Genomic DNA, 16,221 nt, shown 5'->3' with positions numbered 1-16,221 from the left:
CGCCGGCCTCCGGATCACGCCCGGTGAGAGGGCAGGCGTCGCCCGAAGACGCTTTAGTGCCCACGTCCGGCGAACAGCTGGTACAGCGACAGCACGATCTCGAAGCTGATCAGGCCGACGATCGCCCATTCGAGGCGCAGCGTGCGGCGGGTGTCGATCATGTCGGTGAGTGCCTGGGCGGTCTCGGCGATCACGGTGAGCTTGCGGTCGAGCGCCTCGACCCGCTCCTGCAGCTCGTACTCGTCTTCGAGGCGGGTGTAGAGCCGCTCCAGCTCGGGTTTGTCCCACAATGCGTCGGGCTTCTCGGTCACGGCGACGCGGCCGGACACGCGCTGCTGCACCAGGAGAGCGTTGCCGATCAGCTTGAGCATGGCGGTGCGGTCTTGCGGGGTGCGGCCGCGTTCCGCGAGCTCGCGGGCGAACGGCTCGATGACGTCGAACACCGCCGCGACGCGCCGCTCGTCGTGGGCGAGCACCGTGCTCTTGGCGAGTGCGTCGGCGACCAGCAGCAGGCGATCGTTCGACAGCGAGGTGATGCGGATCGGGCCGCCCGGCGGCACCACGTCGCCGGAATCGGCGCCGACCTCGACCTCGGTCGCCTCTTCCTCATAGCGCACGAACTCGCTGATGATGCGCGGCTTGAGCGCGGAGAGAAAGCCCGCCTGCTCGTCGGGGGTGAGGCCGATCAGCACCACCACGCCATAGCGGAACAGCACGGCCATGCCGTCGCCCTGGACGCGGAACGCGACCGGCGTGGTCGAGATCATGTCGCGCGCCTCGAATCCGCTGGCGTTGAGACGGTCGCCGACCAGCAGCGCCCGCACGGTCAGCCGTCGTCCGGTCGGAGAGGAAGGGGCTGTGGTCATGCGTGCTCCATCGCTATCGGTTGCATTGCAAAACTAGGCCGTTCACTGAAATAGGCAAGGCCGTCGACGATTGCCGCCAGGCCAGGAACCCTTTACGGGACAAGGTGTTGTCCAATGGCTTGACGTTGGCTGGCCATCCTGATGACACAGGCCGACGGCAGCGTGCCGTCTCCTTGAGACGCCGCCTCTGATCTTCACTCCGACCGATCTGCGCCACCAATGATGTTCTCTTCCTGTTTCGTCCCGGATTGCTTAGGTCACAGCAGGCGCGCCGCGGTTCCTGCCATGGGCGTGACGCGATGAGCGCACGGCGGGTCATTGCGGACATCGGCGGTACCAATGCGCGCTTCGCGATTGCCGAGAACGGCGCCTATCGCGCGCTGTCGCATGTGGCGGTGCGGGATTATCCGACGTTACAGGATGCGTTGAGCCATTATCTGTCGAGCCTGCCACAGGACATGCAGCCGTCGATCGGTGTGCTCGCCATTGCCGGACCGATCCTCGGCGACGAGATTCAGCTCACCAACCAGAGCTGGTCGTTCTCGATCCGCGCGACAAAAGACGCACTGAAGCTGTCCGCTCTTCACGTCATCAATGACTTCGCGGCCGTGGCGATGGCGATTCCATATCTCGCGCCCGAGGTCTGCCGGCCGATCGGCCCGGTGGCGTCGAAGGCACGCGGTCCGATCGGCGCGATCGGGCCGGGAACGGGCCTCGGTGTCGGCGCGCTGGTGCCTGACCGTGATGGCTGGGCCTTGCTGGCGGGCGAGGGCGGCCATGTGACACTGCCGGCGGTGACCGCGGAGGAGGATGCCGTCATTGCCATGTTGCGCCGCCGTTGGCCGCACGTGTCCGCCGAGCGGGTGCTGTCGGGGCCAGGGCTCGTTGTCCTCTACGAGACGCTGTGCGCCATTGCCGGCCGGCCGGCGCAGCCGTTCTCACCGGCAGATGTCACCGATCACGCGATCAACGGCACGGACCCGGCCTGTGTCGCGACGTTCAGGCTGTTCTGCGCCATGCTCGGGACCGTGGCAGGCAATCTCGCGGTCACCATCGGCGCGACCGGCGGCATCTATCTGGCCGGCGGCATCCTGCAGCGTTTCGCCGACCTGTTCGCGGCCTCGCCCTTCCGCGCGCGCTTCGAGGACAAGGGGCGCTTTCAGTCCTATCTGCAGCGCATCCCCACCATCCTGATCATGGATGAGTCGCCGGCGCTGCTTGGCCTCGCCAACTATCAGGAGCGCACGGCCGGCTGACGGACGCGTTGCCGATGCGGACGCGGTCATTCTCCGCCTTGATGCACGGGGCCTCACCAGCTTTGTTCCAGCGCGCACATATTATTAAGTCAGAGTGAAGTCGCGCCGCGCCGATGCGCCATCGCATCGCGCGGGCGGCGGGCAGCGCGGCGGATCGGAGCGCTGATCGCGAGACCTGCAACATTTCGTGCAACCGCGGCCCATGATTTCATCATGCGGGCAAGCTGACGTTGTGCTGCCGTGTGAAGCGCAGATGAAAAGCTGTGCTTGTTTCCGTCCACATCGCATGCAATCTTTTTACGGAAACGCCCGTCCAAGAGTCATAATCGTTCCCGTCACTCGTTGAGATCGAGGGTCTGTCCATGGCCAACCTCTCTCAGGAAACGTCCGCTCCCTGGCGGATCGGCATTCTGTTCTCGCGTACGGGTTTCATGTCTGTGATCGAGGAAACCCAGTATCAGGGCACGTTGCTGGCGGTCGAGGAGATCAATGCAGCAGGTGGGGTGTGCGGCCGCGAGCTGGTGCCGGTCGCCTACGACCCGGGCTCCGACTCGCTGGCTTATGGTCACTACGCCAAGCGCCTGATGATCGAGGACGAGGTCTCGACCATCTTCGGCTGTTACACCTCGTCGAGCCGCAAGGCCGTGCTGCCGGTGGTGGAGCGGCTGAACGGCCTGTTGTGGTACCCGACCCTTTATGAAGGGTTCGAGGCCTCGCCCAATGTGATCTACACCGGCGCCTCGCCCAACCAGAACAGCCTCGCGCTGTGCCGCCACCTCATGGACAACTATGGCAGCCGCTTCTATTTCGTCGGCTCCGATTACATCTATCCCCGCGAATCCAACCGTGTGATGCGGGAGTTGCTCAAGGCCAATGGCGGCTCGGTGGTCGGCGAGCGCTATGTCAGCGTCCATGCCCGCTGGCAGGATTTTCTGCCGATCATCCAGGATATCCGCCGCATCCGCCCGGATGTCATCTTCTCCACCGTGGTCGGGGAGGGGACGGTCTACCTCTATCAGGCCTATGCCAATGTCGGGATCGATCCCAGGCGCATGCCGATCGCCAGCCTCACCACCACGGAAGCCGAGATCGCCGCCATGGGCTTCGACGTCGGCGAGGGGCACATTACCGCGGCGTCCTACTTCCAGGGCATCGAGGGCAGCGCCAACAGCGCCTTCGTGCGCCAGTTCAAGAAGCGCTACGGCAGCGACGTGTCCACCAACATGTGTGCCGAGGCGTCGTACTTCCAGCTGCGCCTGTTCGCCAAGGCGCTGGAACAGGCCAACTCCCTCGATACCGAGGTGCTGCGCGCCATGGTGTTCGGCACCAGCTATGATGCACCGCAAGGTGCAGTCACCGTGAACCCGATGTCCGGCCACACCGATCTGTGGACCCGGATCGGCCGCGCCAACCGCCAAGGCCAGTTCGACATCATCAATCAATCACAAGAAGCGGTTCACGCCGATCCGTTCCTGATCGGCTATGGGCGTGCGACCGCACAGGCAGGACACGCCCAATGAACGAGACCCTGCGAAAGCCGGTCGGCAGCCGGGACATGGGCGGCCGCAAGTCGATGGTGCAGGAGCTTGCCGATCTCAGCGCGGTCGTGGTTGCGCCGGTCGATGACCAGACCAGCCTGCTGCTGCGCGAATTGCAGCGCTTCCGCATGCGGGTGCGTCAGGTCTGGCCGATGCCGGAGAGCGTGCCGGGCGATGCCGACGTGGTCTATTGCGACTACTGTCCTGATCTTGCGCGCCGCCTGCCGTGGATTCCCGGCGACGCGCGCTCGGCACTCGTCGTCATCGTGCCGCAGACCGAGGCGATTCAGGCAGAGGCGCTGTCCCATGCAACGCCCAACGCCGTGCTGTCACGCCCCTTCACCTCCAATGCGGTGCTGTCGAGCCTCGTGCTGGCGCGCAGCCAGTTCGGCTATGAAAAGCGGCTGCGCAGCAAGATCGAGAAGCTCGACGAGAACCTGCGCTCGATGCGCACGGTCGAGCGCGCCAAAGCCATCCTGATGGCGACGCGGCAGATGCCGGAGACCGAGGCTTACAGCTTCATTCGCCGCCAGGCGATGGATCGTCGCGTGTCGGCGAGCGCTGTCGCCGCTGCCATCGTTGACTCCTTCGAATTGCTTGGCTACGATCCGCAACACTGATCCCCAATAGCGGGGACCGGCGGCGACACTGCCGCCAACTGCACAACCGGCAACAAAGCCCTCCCAATGCTCGCGTCAGCGCGCATCGGGAGGGCTTTTTTGTTTTTCATTCCAGGAGCAAATACATGAGTATTACGCGACGGAGTTTGATGAAGAATGCGGCAGCGCTCGGCGTGTTTGCCGGCACCGGCCTGCCGCACATCTGGATCAAGAATGCCGATCTCGCCCGCGCCGCCGGCGGCGAAATCAAGGTCGGCGTGCTGTTCTCGCTCACCGGCACCACGGCGATCATCGAGGAATCGCTGAACAAGGCGACGTTGCTGGCGATCGAGGAGATCAACGCGGCCGGCGGCATCAAGGGCGCCAAGATCGTGCCCATTATCGAGGATCCGGCGTCGGACCCTGCCACCTTCTCCGAGAAGGCGCGCAAGCTCGTCGTCGGCGACAAGTGCGTCAGCGTATTCGGCTCCTACACGTCCGCCAGCCGCAAGGCGGTGCTGCCGGTGTTCGAGCGCCAGAACAATCTCTACTGGTATCCGACCCTCTATGAGGGCCGCGAGTGCTCCAAGAACGTCATCTACACCGGCGCGGTGCCGAACCAGCAGCAGGACGAGTTCGTGCCCTGGCTGATCAAGAAGTTCGGCAAGAAGTTCTACCTGATCGGCTCGAACTACATCTATCCGAAGGAAGAGAACAACTACTGCAAGAAGCTGCTGGAGAAGTACGGCGGCGAGGTTGTCGCGGAAGAGTATGTGCCGCTCGGCCATTCCGAATTCTCGTCGGTGATCAACAAGATCCGCTCGACGCAGCCCAACGTCATCTTCTCCACCGTGGTCGGCGATTCGGTGGTCGCGCTGCACCGCCAGTACCGCGCCGCGGGCCTTGATCCCGAGAAAATGCCGATGGCGAGCCTCACGACCTCCGAGAACGAGGTGGCGGCGATGGGCGGCGAAGCGGCCGCCGGGCACTTCACCTCGGCGCCCTATTTCCAGGTGCACAAGTCGCCGGAGAACGAGAAGTTCGTCGCCGCCTATCAGAAGCGCTGGGGCGCTGACAAGGTGACTCACTTCGTATCGGAAGCCTGCTACTTCCAGACCTACCTGTTCAAGCAGGCGGTCGAGAAGCTGGCGCCGAGCGACATCACGCCGCCGAACATCCGTGACGCGGTCAAGGGCGCCGAGACCATCGCGCCGCAAGGCAAGGTGCGGATCGAGGCCGAGAACCTTCACACCTGGCTGTGGCCGAAGATCGCGCAGTGCAAATCGAACGGCCAGTTCGAGATCCTGGTCGAAGCCAAGGAATGGCTGAAGCCGGTGCCTTACGCGGCCTATCCCGGGCAGGTCTGCACCGAAAAGGGTCTTGTCGAGAAGAGCTGACGGCAGGGGGCGACGACGGCCGCCGGCATCCTCTCCTGCCGGCGGCCGGCTTGACGGAGATACGCGCGTGGACCAATTCTTCGAACAGATCATCACGGGGCTCAGCATCGGATCGATCCTGCTGCTCGTGGCGATGGGGCTGTCGATCATCTACGGCTCGATGGGCATCATCAATCTCGCGCATGGCGAGTTCGTCATGCTCGGCGCCTACACCGCCTGGCTGCTCCAGACCTATTGCGGGCTCGGCCTGCTCGCGAGCCTCGTGCCGATTTTCATCGTCGTGGCGGTGATCGGCTGGATCATCGAACGCTACGTGCTCAGCCTGCTCAACAACAGGCCGCTCGACACAATTCTCGCGACCTGGGGCGTCGGCATCATGCTGCAGCAGGGCGTGCGGCTGATGGTCGGCAGCGAGCTGCGCTATGTGCAGCTGCCGCCGTCGCTCGCCGACAGCATGGACGTGTTCGGCCTCGCGGTGTCATCCTATCGTGTGTTCCTGTTTATCGCGTCGCTGCTGCTGTTCGCGGCGACGTGGGCACTGATGAACCGCACCAGCGTCGGCATGAAGCTGCGTGCCATCATCCAGGACCGCTCGGTGGCGGCTTCCTTCGGCGTCAATGCCAAGCGCGTCTATGCCCTGACATTCGCCTACGGGGCGGGCCTCGCCGGCCTTGCCGGCGCACTGGTCTCGCCGCTCAAGAGCGTCTCGCCCGATATGGGCACCGGCTATGTCGTCGATGCCTTCATGGTGGTGGTCCTCGGCGGCGTGCAGAGCCTCGTCGGCACGGTGCTCAGCGCGTTCATCCTTGGCGAGCTCTCTGGCGCCATCGCCTTCCTGCAGAACGACACCGTGGCCAAGGCGATCGTGCTGCTCGCCATCGTCGTGCTCATCCGCTTCCGCCCCGAGGGGCTGTTCACCACGCGCGTGCGCGCCTGAGACCAGATCGCTGTCCATGTCATCCAAGACCGCTTCCCCCAACGGACTTCAGCGCCTCGGCACCCAGATCGCGCCGCTGCTCATCGTCTGCGCGCTGGTGTTCGCCCTGCCGCTGCTCCTCAATAACGACTTCCTGCTCAACAAGATCGCCCGCTATCTCGTGCTCGGCATCCTCACGGTGTCGCTGGCGCTGTCGTGGGGCTATGGCGGCATCCTCAATCTCGGGCAGGCCATGACCTTCGGCATCGGCTCCTACGCCATGGCGATGGCGCTGAAGCTGAAGACCATTCCGGTGCACACCGGCTCGAGCGGCCTGCCGGACTTCATGGTCTGGAACAACGTGCCGTCGCTGCCGTGGTTCTGGGTACCGTTCAAGTCGCTGCCGTTCGCGCTCGCCGCCGGCATCCTCGTCCCGGCGCTGGTCGCGGCCGCGCTCGGCTGGTTCATCTTCCGCAGTCGCGTCACCGGCGTCTACGTCTCGATCATCACGCTCGCCACCATGGTGGTGCTCAATCTCGTGATCATCGATCAGCAGAGCTACACCGGCGGCTTCAACGGCATCACCGATCTCGCCCAGCTCGAGATTTTCGGGATTGCCTTCGATGCCTACGGTCGCGCGACCTACTATCTGGTGGCGAGCTGCGTCCTGCTCAGCCTGCTGGTCGCGTTCGCCTTCACCCGTACCAAGGCCGGCCTCATCGTCCAGGCGATCCGCGATCACGAGAGCCGGGTGCGCTACTTCGGCTACGACGTCGCCGGCTACCAGATCTTCGTGTTCGCGCTGTCGGCAGCGATCGCGGGCCTCGCCGGCATGCTCTACACGGTGGTGATGGAGTTTGCCTCGCCGACCTTCCTCGGCGTGCAGCTGTCGCTGTCGGTGGTGGTGTGGTGCGCCGTCGGCGGCCGCCAGAGCCTCGTCGGCGCCTTCCTCGGCGCGGTGCTGGTCGCGGGCATGCAGGGCGCGCTGTCGGAATCCGCCGCATTCCTCGAAACCTGGACGCTGGTGATGGGCGCGCTGTTCGTCCTCGTCGTCCTGTTCCTGCCCAAGGGCCTCGCCGGCTTCGCACAGGGCGCCTGGCGCTGGATCGCACAGCGCCGGCAGGCCACGCACGGCGTCGCCGAGAGCGTCGGCCAGACCACGGAGGGCAGCGCATGACCACCCATCTCGAATTGCGCGACGTCTGCGTGTCCTTCAACGGCTTCAAGGCGCTCAACCAGCTCACCATGAACGTGCGCAAGGGCGAGCTGCGCTGCCTGATCGGCCCCAACGGCGCCGGCAAGACCACGGCGCTCGACATCATCTGCGGCAAGGTCAAGCCGACCTCGGGCAGCGTGGTGTTTGACGGCACGGCGCTCAATGCGCTGGAGGAGCACCAGATCGCGCGCGCCGGTGTCGGCCGCAAATTCCAGGTGCCGAGCGTGTTCCGCGAGCTGACGGTGAGCGAGAACCTCGAGGTGGCGCGGGCGCGCCGGCCCGGCGTGCTCGCCAACCTGCGCTGGGATATGCGCCGCGCCGGGCAGGCGGAGGTCGAGCGTCTCGCCGAGCTGATCGGCCTGACCGACCAGCTCGAGCAGCCGGCATCGTACCTGTCGCATGGCCAGACCCAGTGGCTGGAGATCGGCATGCTGGTCGCCCAGGACGCCGAGCTCATCCTGATGGACGAGCCGACCGCGGGCATGACTGCGCAGGAGACGCGCAAGACCGCCGAGCTGTTTGCGCGGCTCAAGGGCCGGCACACGCTGGTGGTGGTCGAGCACGACATGGGCTTCGTCAAGGCGATTGGCGACATCATCTCGGTGATGCACATGGGCCAGCTGCTGGCGGAGGGCACCGCCGCGGAGGTCGAGGCGCATCCCGACGTCCGTCGCGCCTATCTCGGATCGGGAGGCATCACCAATGCTTGAGCTGGCTGATGTCGACGCCTTCTATGGCAACAGCCGGGCGCTGCAGGGCATCAACCTGAAGGTCGGCGCCGGCGAATTCCTGTCAGTGCTCGGCCGCAACGGCGTCGGCAAGACGACGTTGATGCGCAGCATTCTCGGCCTGATGGACCGCGTCACCGGGCGCCTCGCGCTCGATGGTTCGGACATCTCGGCCCTGCGCACCTACCAGCGCGCCAAGGCCGGCATCGCCTATGTACCGCAGGGCCGGGGCATCCTGCCGCGCTTCACCGTGCGGGAGAACCTGATGCTCGGCACCTTCGCCGCGAAAGCGCCCGACGGCATCGAGGAATGGGTCATCGACCTGTTTCCTGTGCTCAAGGATTTCCTCAACCGCTATGGCGGCAACCTGTCGGGCGGCCAGCAGCAGCAGCTTGCGATCGCCCGCGCGCTGCTCGCCCAGCCCAAGGTGATCCTGCTGGACGAGCCGACGGAAGGCATCCAGCCGAACATCGTCGAGCAGATCGAGGACGTGATCACGCGCCTCAACCGCGAACACGGCATTACGGTGGTTCTGGTCGAGCAGAACGTCGCGTTCGCGCGCCGCGCATCCCATCGCTTCGCGCTGCTCGAGAAGGGGCGCGTCGTCGCCAAGGGGGCGATCGCCGAGCTCACCGACGATCTCATCCAGCGTCACATGGCGGTCTAAGCAGCTTGGGCGGTCCAAGCAAGTCTGGCGGTCTAACGGGTTTTACGTCGTTCACTTGAAAGGGAGTCGAACACATGTTGCATGGTGACATTTCGAGCAGCAAGGACACGGTCGGCGTTGCCGTCGTCAACTACAAGATGCCGCGGCTGCACACCAAGGCCGAGGTTCTCGACAACGCGCGCAACATCGCGAAGATGGTCGAGGGCATGAAGCTCGGCCTGCCGGGCATGGATCTCGTAATCTTCCCGGAATACTCCACCCACGGCATCATGTACGACTCCAAGGAGATGTACGAGACGGCCTCCAGTGTGCCGGGCGAGGAAACCGCGATCTTCGCCGACGCCTGCCGCAAGGCCAAGGTGTGGGGCGTGTTCTCGCTGACCGGCGAGCGCCATGAGGAGCACCCCAACAAGGCGCCCTACAACACGCTGATCCTGATGAACGACAAGGGCGAGATCGTCCAGAAGTATCGCAAGATCATGCCGTGGGTGCCGATCGAGGGCTGGTATCCCGGAGACTGCACCTATGTCTCCGATGGCCCCAAGGGCCTCAAGATCAGCCTGATCATCTGCGACGACGGCAATTATCCCGAGATCTGGCGCGACTGCGCCATGCGCGGCGCCGAATTGATCATCCGCTGCCAGGGTTACATGTACCCGGCCAAGGAGCAGCAGATCCTGATCTCGAAGTCGATGGCCTGGGCCAACAACTGCTATGTCGCGGTGGCCAACGCCTCGGGCTTCGACGGCGTCTACTCCTACTTCGGACACTCCGCCCTGATCGGCTTCGACGGCCGTACGCTCGGCGAGTGCGGCACCGAGGAGAATGGTATCCAGTACGCCCAGCTGTCGGTGTCGCTGATCCGCGACGCCCGCCGCAACATGCAGTCGCAGAACCATCTCTTCAAGCTGATGCACCGCGGCTACACCGGCCTGATCAACTCCGGCGACGACAGCCGCGGCCATGCGGTGTGTCCGTACACCTTCTACAAGAACTGGATCACCGATCCGGAAGGCACCCGTGCCCAGGTCGAGGCGATGACCCGGCCGACGGTGGGCACCGAGGAATGTCCGATCGAGGGCATTCCCAACCAGCGTACCGCGCATCGCTGAACGCGGCCTGCCGCCGCGCCGGCACGCTCGTTCGTGCCGGCGCGGCGGACCACGGCGACTTCTTCCACATCTCACACGACACAGTATCGGGGGGCGATATGAGCAGTGAGGCGAATACAGGGATCGTGCACCAGGCCGAAGGGCAGATCGACGAACTACTCGGTCACGAATACGAGCACGATCCGGTGCCGTTGAGCGCGCGCCGCAGCGCGTTCTCCGTCACCATGGTCTGGATCGGCTTTCCCATGATCATCACCGGCGCGATGACCGGATCGCTGCTGGTGCTGGGCATGGGATTCAAGGCGGCGCTCGCCGCCATGATCATCGGCAATCTCATCATGTTCGCCTATGTAGGCGCGCTCGGCCTCATCGGCACCAACCGCGGCATGAACTTCGCGCTGATCGCCAGCATTGTGTTTGGCAAGAAGGGCTATGTGCTGGCCTCGGGGCTGCTGTCGACCTTGCTGCTCGGCTGGTATGCCGTGCAGACCGGCATCACCGGCGCGCTGATCTCCTCGACGTACGGCCTCAACTATGTCGCCATGACCATCGTCGCCGGCGTGCTGTATATCGGCATCACCTTTGTCGGCGTGAAGGGTCTGCACTGGATCGGGCTGGCGTCGGTGCCGCTGTTTGTCATTCTCGGCCTGTGGGTCGCGATCGATGCGGCATCGACCACATCGGCATCCGCCATCCTCAACTATGCCGGCAACAACGGCGTCGCCTCGATGTCCATGGGCGTCGGCCTCACCGTGGTGCTGGCCTTGTTCATCGATGCCGGCACGGTGACGGCGGACTTCAACCGCTGGGCGCCGAACAGCCGCGCGTCGCTTGCAGCCACGTTCAGTGCATTTCCGTTCGCCAATCTCGTGGCGATGCTGGTCGGCGGCGTCATGACGGCGGCGCTCGCGGTGCCCAACGCCAACCCGTTCGGCGTCGACAACATGTTCGGCTACATGAACGGCAAGCAGCTGACCTGGCTCAGCATTCTCGCCTTCGTGTTCCTCTACGCCAATCTCGGCTCGGTGTGTTCGCACTGCCTCTACAATGCCGCCACCGGCTGGTCGCGCATTCTCGGCACCAACATGCGGGTGATGGCTGTCATCCTTGGAGCGATCGGCATCGTCGTCGCCGCCGGCAACGTCTGGGCATTCTTCATCCAGTGGCTGTCGCTGCTCGGCATCCTGGTGCCGCCGATCGGCGCCATCATCCTGGTCGACCAGTATCTGTTGCGCAGCGGCGCGCAGGCTGATGCGGACTGGCGCGCCCGGCCGTTCATCGCCTGGGGCATAGGGTCGCTGTGCGCCTTCGCGGTTGAAAACCTGATGCCGGGATTGTCCACTGCGATTTCCGCCGCACTCGTCGCCGGCATCGCGTACCTCGTGATTGCACGCACGAGCGCCACGGCAGAGAAGGCGGCCAGCGCTGCATGAGCGCTGGCCCATCAAGAAACGGAAAGGGCAATCGATGAGCGTCGATTACGAAATCTACGATCTGGGGAACGTTACGCTGCAGCGCGGCGCCACCATTCGCGACTGCAAGCTCGCCTACAAGACGTTCGGCCAGCTCAATGCGGCCAAGGACAACGTCATCGTCTATCCAACCTGGTACTCGGGGCAGCACTACGACAACGAGTGGCTGGTCGGGCCGGGGATGGCGCTGGATCCGGCCAAGTACTTCATCATCATCCCGAACATGCTCGGCAACGGCCTGTCGTCGTCGCCGAGCAACACGCCGGAGCCCTATAACGGGCCGCGCTTCCCGCAGGTGACGGCGTACGACAACGTCCGTGCCCAGCACCGCCTGGTCACGGAGAAGTTCGGCATCAAGCACATCCGCATGGTGGTGGGCTGGTCGATGGGGGCACTGCAGACCTTCCACTGGGGCGCGCTCTATCCGGACATGATGGACCTGCTGGCGCCGTTCTGCGGCTCGGCGAAATGCTCGCGCCACAACTTCGTGTTTCTGGAAGGCGTCAAGGCGGCGCTCACCGCCGACGCCGCCTGGAAGGAAGGCTGGTACACCGAGAAGCCGGCGCGGGGCCTGCGCGCGGCCGCCCGCGTCTATGCCGGCTGGGGCTTCTCGCAGGCGTTCTATCGTCAGCAGCTCGACATCAAGACGCTGGGCTACTCCTCGCTCGAGGATTTCCTGGTGGCGTTCTGGGAAGGCTTCTTCCTGCCCAAGGATCCCAACAACCTCCTGACCATGCTGTGGACCTGGCAGAACGGCGACATCAGCGACAACGAGATCTACAAGGGCGACTTCAAGGCGGCCCTCGCCGGCATCAAGGCCAAGACCTATGTGATGCCCGGGCAGACCGATCTGTACTTCCCGCCCGAGGACAGCGAGTTCGAGGTCGCGCACATGCCGAACGCCAGGTTCGTGCCGGTGCCGTCGGTGTGGGGCCATTTCGCCGGCGGTCCGGGCACCAACCCGGTCGATGTCGCGTTCATCGATGCCAAGCTCAGGGAATTGCTGGCGTCGTAACGACCGGCCGCCATGTGCAAGGAGGACGTGAGATTGTCCAGTGCCCCGTTGCTGCTCGACCAGTACCGCATCGCCGACGAGCCGTATTACCGGCCCGTCGGCGACGAGGTGGCCCTCTTCAGCGCGGCCTATGCCAGCCGCATGCCGGTGATGCTGAAAGGGCCGACGGGATGCGGCAAGACGCGTTTCATCGAGTACATGGCCTGGCGGCTCGGGCGACCGTTGATCACGGTCGCCTGCCATGAGGACATGACGGCGGCAGACCTCGTCGGCCGCTGGCTGCTCGACCCGCAGGGCACCATCTGGAACGACGGGCCGTTGACGACGGCGGTGCGGCTCGGCGCGATCTGCTATCTCGATGAGATCGTCGAGGCGCGGCAGGACACGACCGTGGTGATCCATCCGCTCACCGACGATCGCCGCGTGCTGCCGCTGGAGAAGCGCGGCGAGCTGATCCGCGCCCATTCCGACTTCCAGCTCGTGATCTCCTACAACCCGGGTTACCAGAGCGCCATCAAGGACCTCAAGGAATCCACCAAGCAGCGCTTCGCCGCGCTCGACTTCGGCTATCCCGAGCGTCCGGTGGAGACCGAGATCGTGGCGCGCGAAGCCGGCATCGATCCCAATCTCGCCGATCTTCTGGTCGGCATCGCCGGCCACAGCCGCAACCTCAAGGGGCAGGGCCTCGACGAGGGCGCCTCGACGCGCATGCTGATCAACGCCGGCCGCCTGATCGGTTGCGGTATCGACCTCGACGATGCCTGCGAGACCACCATCGTCGTGCCGCTGACCGACGACGCTGACATCCGCAACGCGCTGCGCGACACCATCGCGGCATGTGCGTAGAGGCGTCCGTGAAGGCCTGATCGCCGAGGTATCGATGCTGGCAAGGCCGCAGAGCGCAGGGTGATCGAATCGGATGTGATGGAATGGGTAGGGCAGCTCCACATTCAGCGTCATGCGCGGGCTTGACCCGCGCATCCAGCCTGCCGTCGCCTGGGGGAGGCGCCGTGAAGCCGGATCACCGGGTCACGGCGCTGACGCGCCGGCCCGGTGATGACGCGGAAGGGTTTGCAGCGCCGGGGCATCCAACCCGTATCGCCACGTTGCCGTCGTAGCGGAGCCAGCGATGTCGAGCGCCACCATCAGTTCGCTGGACAGCTTCCGCTTCAGCCGCCGCCTGGCGACGGTGCTGCAGGGGCATGACGACCTCACGACGGCGTTTCATGGAGCGAAGGTGGCGCTGCAGCGCCGCGCCGATGTCGCCGAACATCTCACGGCATGGGACGAGGTGCTGCTCGGCCTGATGGACGCCAATCTCGGCGATCTCGTCGTGCGCACCTATCTGCGCATCTCCGGGCAGTGGCCGCAGAGCCGGCCGGTGGCGGATCTGCTTGCGGTCGGGCGCGCGGTGCGGCTGGTCGGGCGCGAGGCCGGCAGCCGTGGCGCCCTGGCGTTGCTGATCGAGCTGCCGAAGGTGCTGCAGCGGTTGCCGACCTCGATGGAGCTGACGATCGCGCTCGACGCGCTGCACGAACTGGCTGAGGCCGCGCCCGATGTCGTGGCGCTGGTGCTCGGGCGGCTGGAACGGCTGCTAACCCAGGCGAACGCCGGCGACTTCGCCGCCTGGATTTCCGGCGGCCTGCGCTCGGCCTCGACCAGCGCCCGGCGCCGCCGCGCCTATTTCGGCCTCGACGATCCGCTGTCGGCACGCCTGCTCGCGCTCGGGCGTTCGACCGGCGATCTCACCCGGCTGGAGCGCCGTCTCGCAGCCAACATGCATGCGTTGTGGGACTGGACGCCGCGCTTCCGCAAGCTCACCGCGACCGAAGCGCTGCCGGTGCCGCGCCGCGCCTCGCTCGTAGCCGGCCTTATCGGATTGCCGGAAAACTTTCCCGGCTACGGCGAGGCGCGCGCGGATGCGCTCTACCGCGCCGCCGCCGCCCATGCCGGCGCGCATTTTCGCCACTCGACGGTGCGCTTTCCAGTCGGCCAGCTCAAGCCGCTGCAGATCGCGCTGGTGTCGCTGATCGAGGATGCGCGGGTCGAGACGCTGGCGCTGTGCGACATGCCGGGCCTGCGGCGGCTGTGGCTGCCGTTCCACAGCGCCCAGCCGACCGACACCATGACCGCCGCGGGCCTGATGATGCGCCTGTCGCGTGCGCTGCTCGATCCGGAGTACGCCGACGACAGCGGTTGGGTCGCCAAGGGCCGTGCGCTGTTCGCGGACGCCGCATCGCGCTGGCACGATCCGGCGATCAGCCGCGAGATCGGCGGCCTGCTCGGCAATGACATCGGCCAGATGCGTCTGCAGTTCAATGCGCGGACCTATGTGGTCGAGCCGGTCTATCGCGACGACAACCTCGCGCTGTGGGATTTCGGCGACCAGCCGGACGCGCCCACGGAGGAGATTGAGCTCACGGTCGATTCGGTGCGGATCGAGCGCGAGCAGCGCGACGATGGCCAATCGCAGGACGACAGCGCGCCGCCGGATGAGACCCGCCGCGCCCGCACGGCGCAGGTGGCGCTGCTCGACGGCCTTCCCGCCGCGACCTATCCGGAATGGGATTATGCCGCTGGCATCGAGCGGCCGGACTGGACCACGGTGCTGGAGGCCGTCGCGGCACCGGTCGGCCAGGCGCACGCAGCGCATCTGCCGGCAGCGGACATGCAGGCGATGCAGCGCATCGCCGCGCTGACGCGCGATGCCTCGATCGGCCGCCGCGTCCGCCTGCGCGCCCAGCGCGAGGGCGACACCCTCGACATCGATGCCTGCATCGCCCAGGCGATCGATCGCCGTGCGGGGCTGTGGCCGGAGCCGCGCGCCTATCAGCGCGACATGCCCGGCCCGCGCGATCTTGCCGTGCTGCTGCTGCTCGACCTGTCGCAGTCGACCGCCGATCGCGACCGCCAGGGCCGGTCCATTCTCGCGGTCGAGCGCGAGGCGGCGACCATTATGGCAGCCGCAGTCGCCGACGCTGGTGATGCCATCGCCGTGCATGGCTTCAATTCCGATGGACGCGAGCGCGTGCGCTATCTCCGCATCAAGGATTTCGACGAGCCGATGGACGCCATCGCCCGATCGCGGCTCGCCGGTCTTGCCAGCAGCCATTCGACGCGGCTCGGCCCGGCGTTGCGTCATGCCGGCCAGGCGCTGGCGCAGCGCCGCGCGTTCCGCCGCGTGCTGCTGGTGCTGACCGACGGTGAGCCATCCGACGTCGACGTGCCGGATCCGGCCTACCTTGCCGAGGACGCGCGGCGCGTGGTGCAGCAGTTGCGCCGGCGCGGCATCGACACCTTCGCATTCGGCATGGGCAAAGGTCCGTTCCGCCAGCTCGACCGCATCTTCGGCGAACGCCGCGCGCTGCGCGTGCCGCGCGTCGAGGTGCTGCCGGCGCGCGTCATGCATCTTTATGCCGAGCTGAAGAAGTAGCCGCGG

The 16,221-nt window shown here is 65.6% G+C and carries 14 protein-coding genes; 13 read left to right on the top strand and 1 reads right to left on the bottom strand.

Translation table 11 applies throughout. From position 1 onward, the window contains the following. Positions 1–53: 53 nt before the first annotated feature. Positions 54–866: an RMD1 family protein gene (locus AB4Z37_RS18125; RefSeq protein WP_441518131.1), complete on the bottom strand. Its 813-nt coding sequence runs from the start codon at positions 864–866 to the stop codon at positions 54–56. A 299-nt stretch (positions 867–1,165) separates the two neighbouring features. Here AB4Z37_RS18125 and glk point away from each other — a divergent pair, with 299 nt between their 5' ends. The 13 genes from glk (at position 1,166) to AB4Z37_RS18060 (ending at position 16,215) form a co-directional block, all read left to right on the top strand. Next, positions 1,166–2,122: a glucokinase gene (gene glk, locus AB4Z37_RS18120; RefSeq protein ID WP_441518130.1), complete on the top strand. Its 957-nt coding sequence runs from the start codon at positions 1,166–1,168 to the stop codon at positions 2,120–2,122. 362 nt (positions 2,123–2,484) lie between these two features. Further along, positions 2,485–3,642 (top strand): transporter substrate-binding domain-containing protein, encoded by a 1,158-nt coding sequence (locus AB4Z37_RS18115; protein WP_441518129.1) that lies wholly within the window; start codon positions 2,485–2,487, stop codon positions 3,640–3,642. Further along, positions 3,639–4,280, top strand: coding sequence for an ANTAR domain-containing response regulator (locus AB4Z37_RS18110; RefSeq protein WP_441518128.1), 642 nt, complete (start codon positions 3,639–3,641; stop codon positions 4,278–4,280). The genes AB4Z37_RS18115 and AB4Z37_RS18110 overlap by 4 nt, the downstream gene beginning before the upstream one ends. A gap of 125 nt (positions 4,281–4,405) precedes the next feature. Next, the gene (locus AB4Z37_RS18105; protein ID WP_441518127.1) at positions 4,406–5,656 is read left to right on the top strand and encodes a transporter substrate-binding domain-containing protein; all 1,251 of its coding nucleotides are present in this window, start codon (positions 4,406–4,408) and stop codon (positions 5,654–5,656) included. A gap of 67 nt (positions 5,657–5,723) precedes the next feature. Next, positions 5,724–6,593 (top strand): urea ABC transporter permease subunit UrtB, encoded by an 870-nt coding sequence (gene urtB / locus AB4Z37_RS18100; protein ID WP_441518126.1) that lies wholly within the window; start codon positions 5,724–5,726, stop codon positions 6,591–6,593. Positions 6,594–6,609: 16 nt separating this feature from the next. Beyond that, the gene (gene urtC / locus AB4Z37_RS18095) at positions 6,610–7,749 is read left to right on the top strand and encodes an urea ABC transporter permease subunit UrtC (protein WP_441518125.1); all 1,140 of its coding nucleotides are present in this window, start codon (positions 6,610–6,612) and stop codon (positions 7,747–7,749) included. Then, positions 7,746–8,498: an urea ABC transporter ATP-binding protein UrtD gene (gene urtD / locus AB4Z37_RS18090; protein ID WP_211967081.1), complete on the top strand. Its 753-nt coding sequence runs from the start codon at positions 7,746–7,748 to the stop codon at positions 8,496–8,498. The genes urtC and urtD overlap by 4 nt, the downstream gene beginning before the upstream one ends. Next, positions 8,491–9,183, top strand: coding sequence for an urea ABC transporter ATP-binding subunit UrtE (gene urtE, locus AB4Z37_RS18085; RefSeq protein ID WP_211967082.1), 693 nt, complete (start codon positions 8,491–8,493; stop codon positions 9,181–9,183). Before urtD ends, urtE begins: the two co-directional genes overlap by 8 nt. Positions 9,184–9,257: 74 nt before the next feature. Continuing rightward, positions 9,258–10,295: an aliphatic amidase gene (locus AB4Z37_RS18080; protein WP_211967083.1), complete on the top strand. Its 1,038-nt coding sequence runs from the start codon at positions 9,258–9,260 to the stop codon at positions 10,293–10,295. A 98-nt stretch (positions 10,296–10,393) separates the two neighbouring features. Then, positions 10,394–11,728: a purine-cytosine permease family protein gene (locus AB4Z37_RS18075; RefSeq protein WP_211967084.1), complete on the top strand. Its 1,335-nt coding sequence runs from the start codon at positions 10,394–10,396 to the stop codon at positions 11,726–11,728. A 34-nt stretch (positions 11,729–11,762) separates the two neighbouring features. Continuing rightward, complete coding sequence (locus tag AB4Z37_RS18070) at positions 11,763–12,782, top strand: alpha/beta fold hydrolase (protein ID WP_441518124.1); 1,020 nt, start codon at positions 11,763–11,765, stop codon at positions 12,780–12,782. A gap of 33 nt (positions 12,783–12,815) precedes the next feature. Then, the gene (locus AB4Z37_RS18065; RefSeq protein WP_441518123.1) at positions 12,816–13,628 is read left to right on the top strand and encodes a CbbQ/NirQ/NorQ/GpvN family protein; all 813 of its coding nucleotides are present in this window, start codon (positions 12,816–12,818) and stop codon (positions 13,626–13,628) included. A 283-nt stretch (positions 13,629–13,911) separates the two neighbouring features. Further along, positions 13,912–16,215: a nitric oxide reductase activation protein NorD gene (locus tag AB4Z37_RS18060; RefSeq protein WP_441518122.1), complete on the top strand. Its 2,304-nt coding sequence runs from the start codon at positions 13,912–13,914 to the stop codon at positions 16,213–16,215. Positions 16,216–16,221: the final 6 nt, after the last annotated feature.

The sequence above is a fragment of the Bradyrhizobium sp. 2TAF24 genome, assembly GCF_052115025.1.
Classification (GTDB): Bacteria; Pseudomonadota; Alphaproteobacteria; order Rhizobiales; family Xanthobacteraceae; genus Bradyrhizobium_A.
The sequence above is the reverse complement of the archived record's forward strand: the minus strand, read 5'-3'. Positions and strand labels throughout refer to the sequence as shown.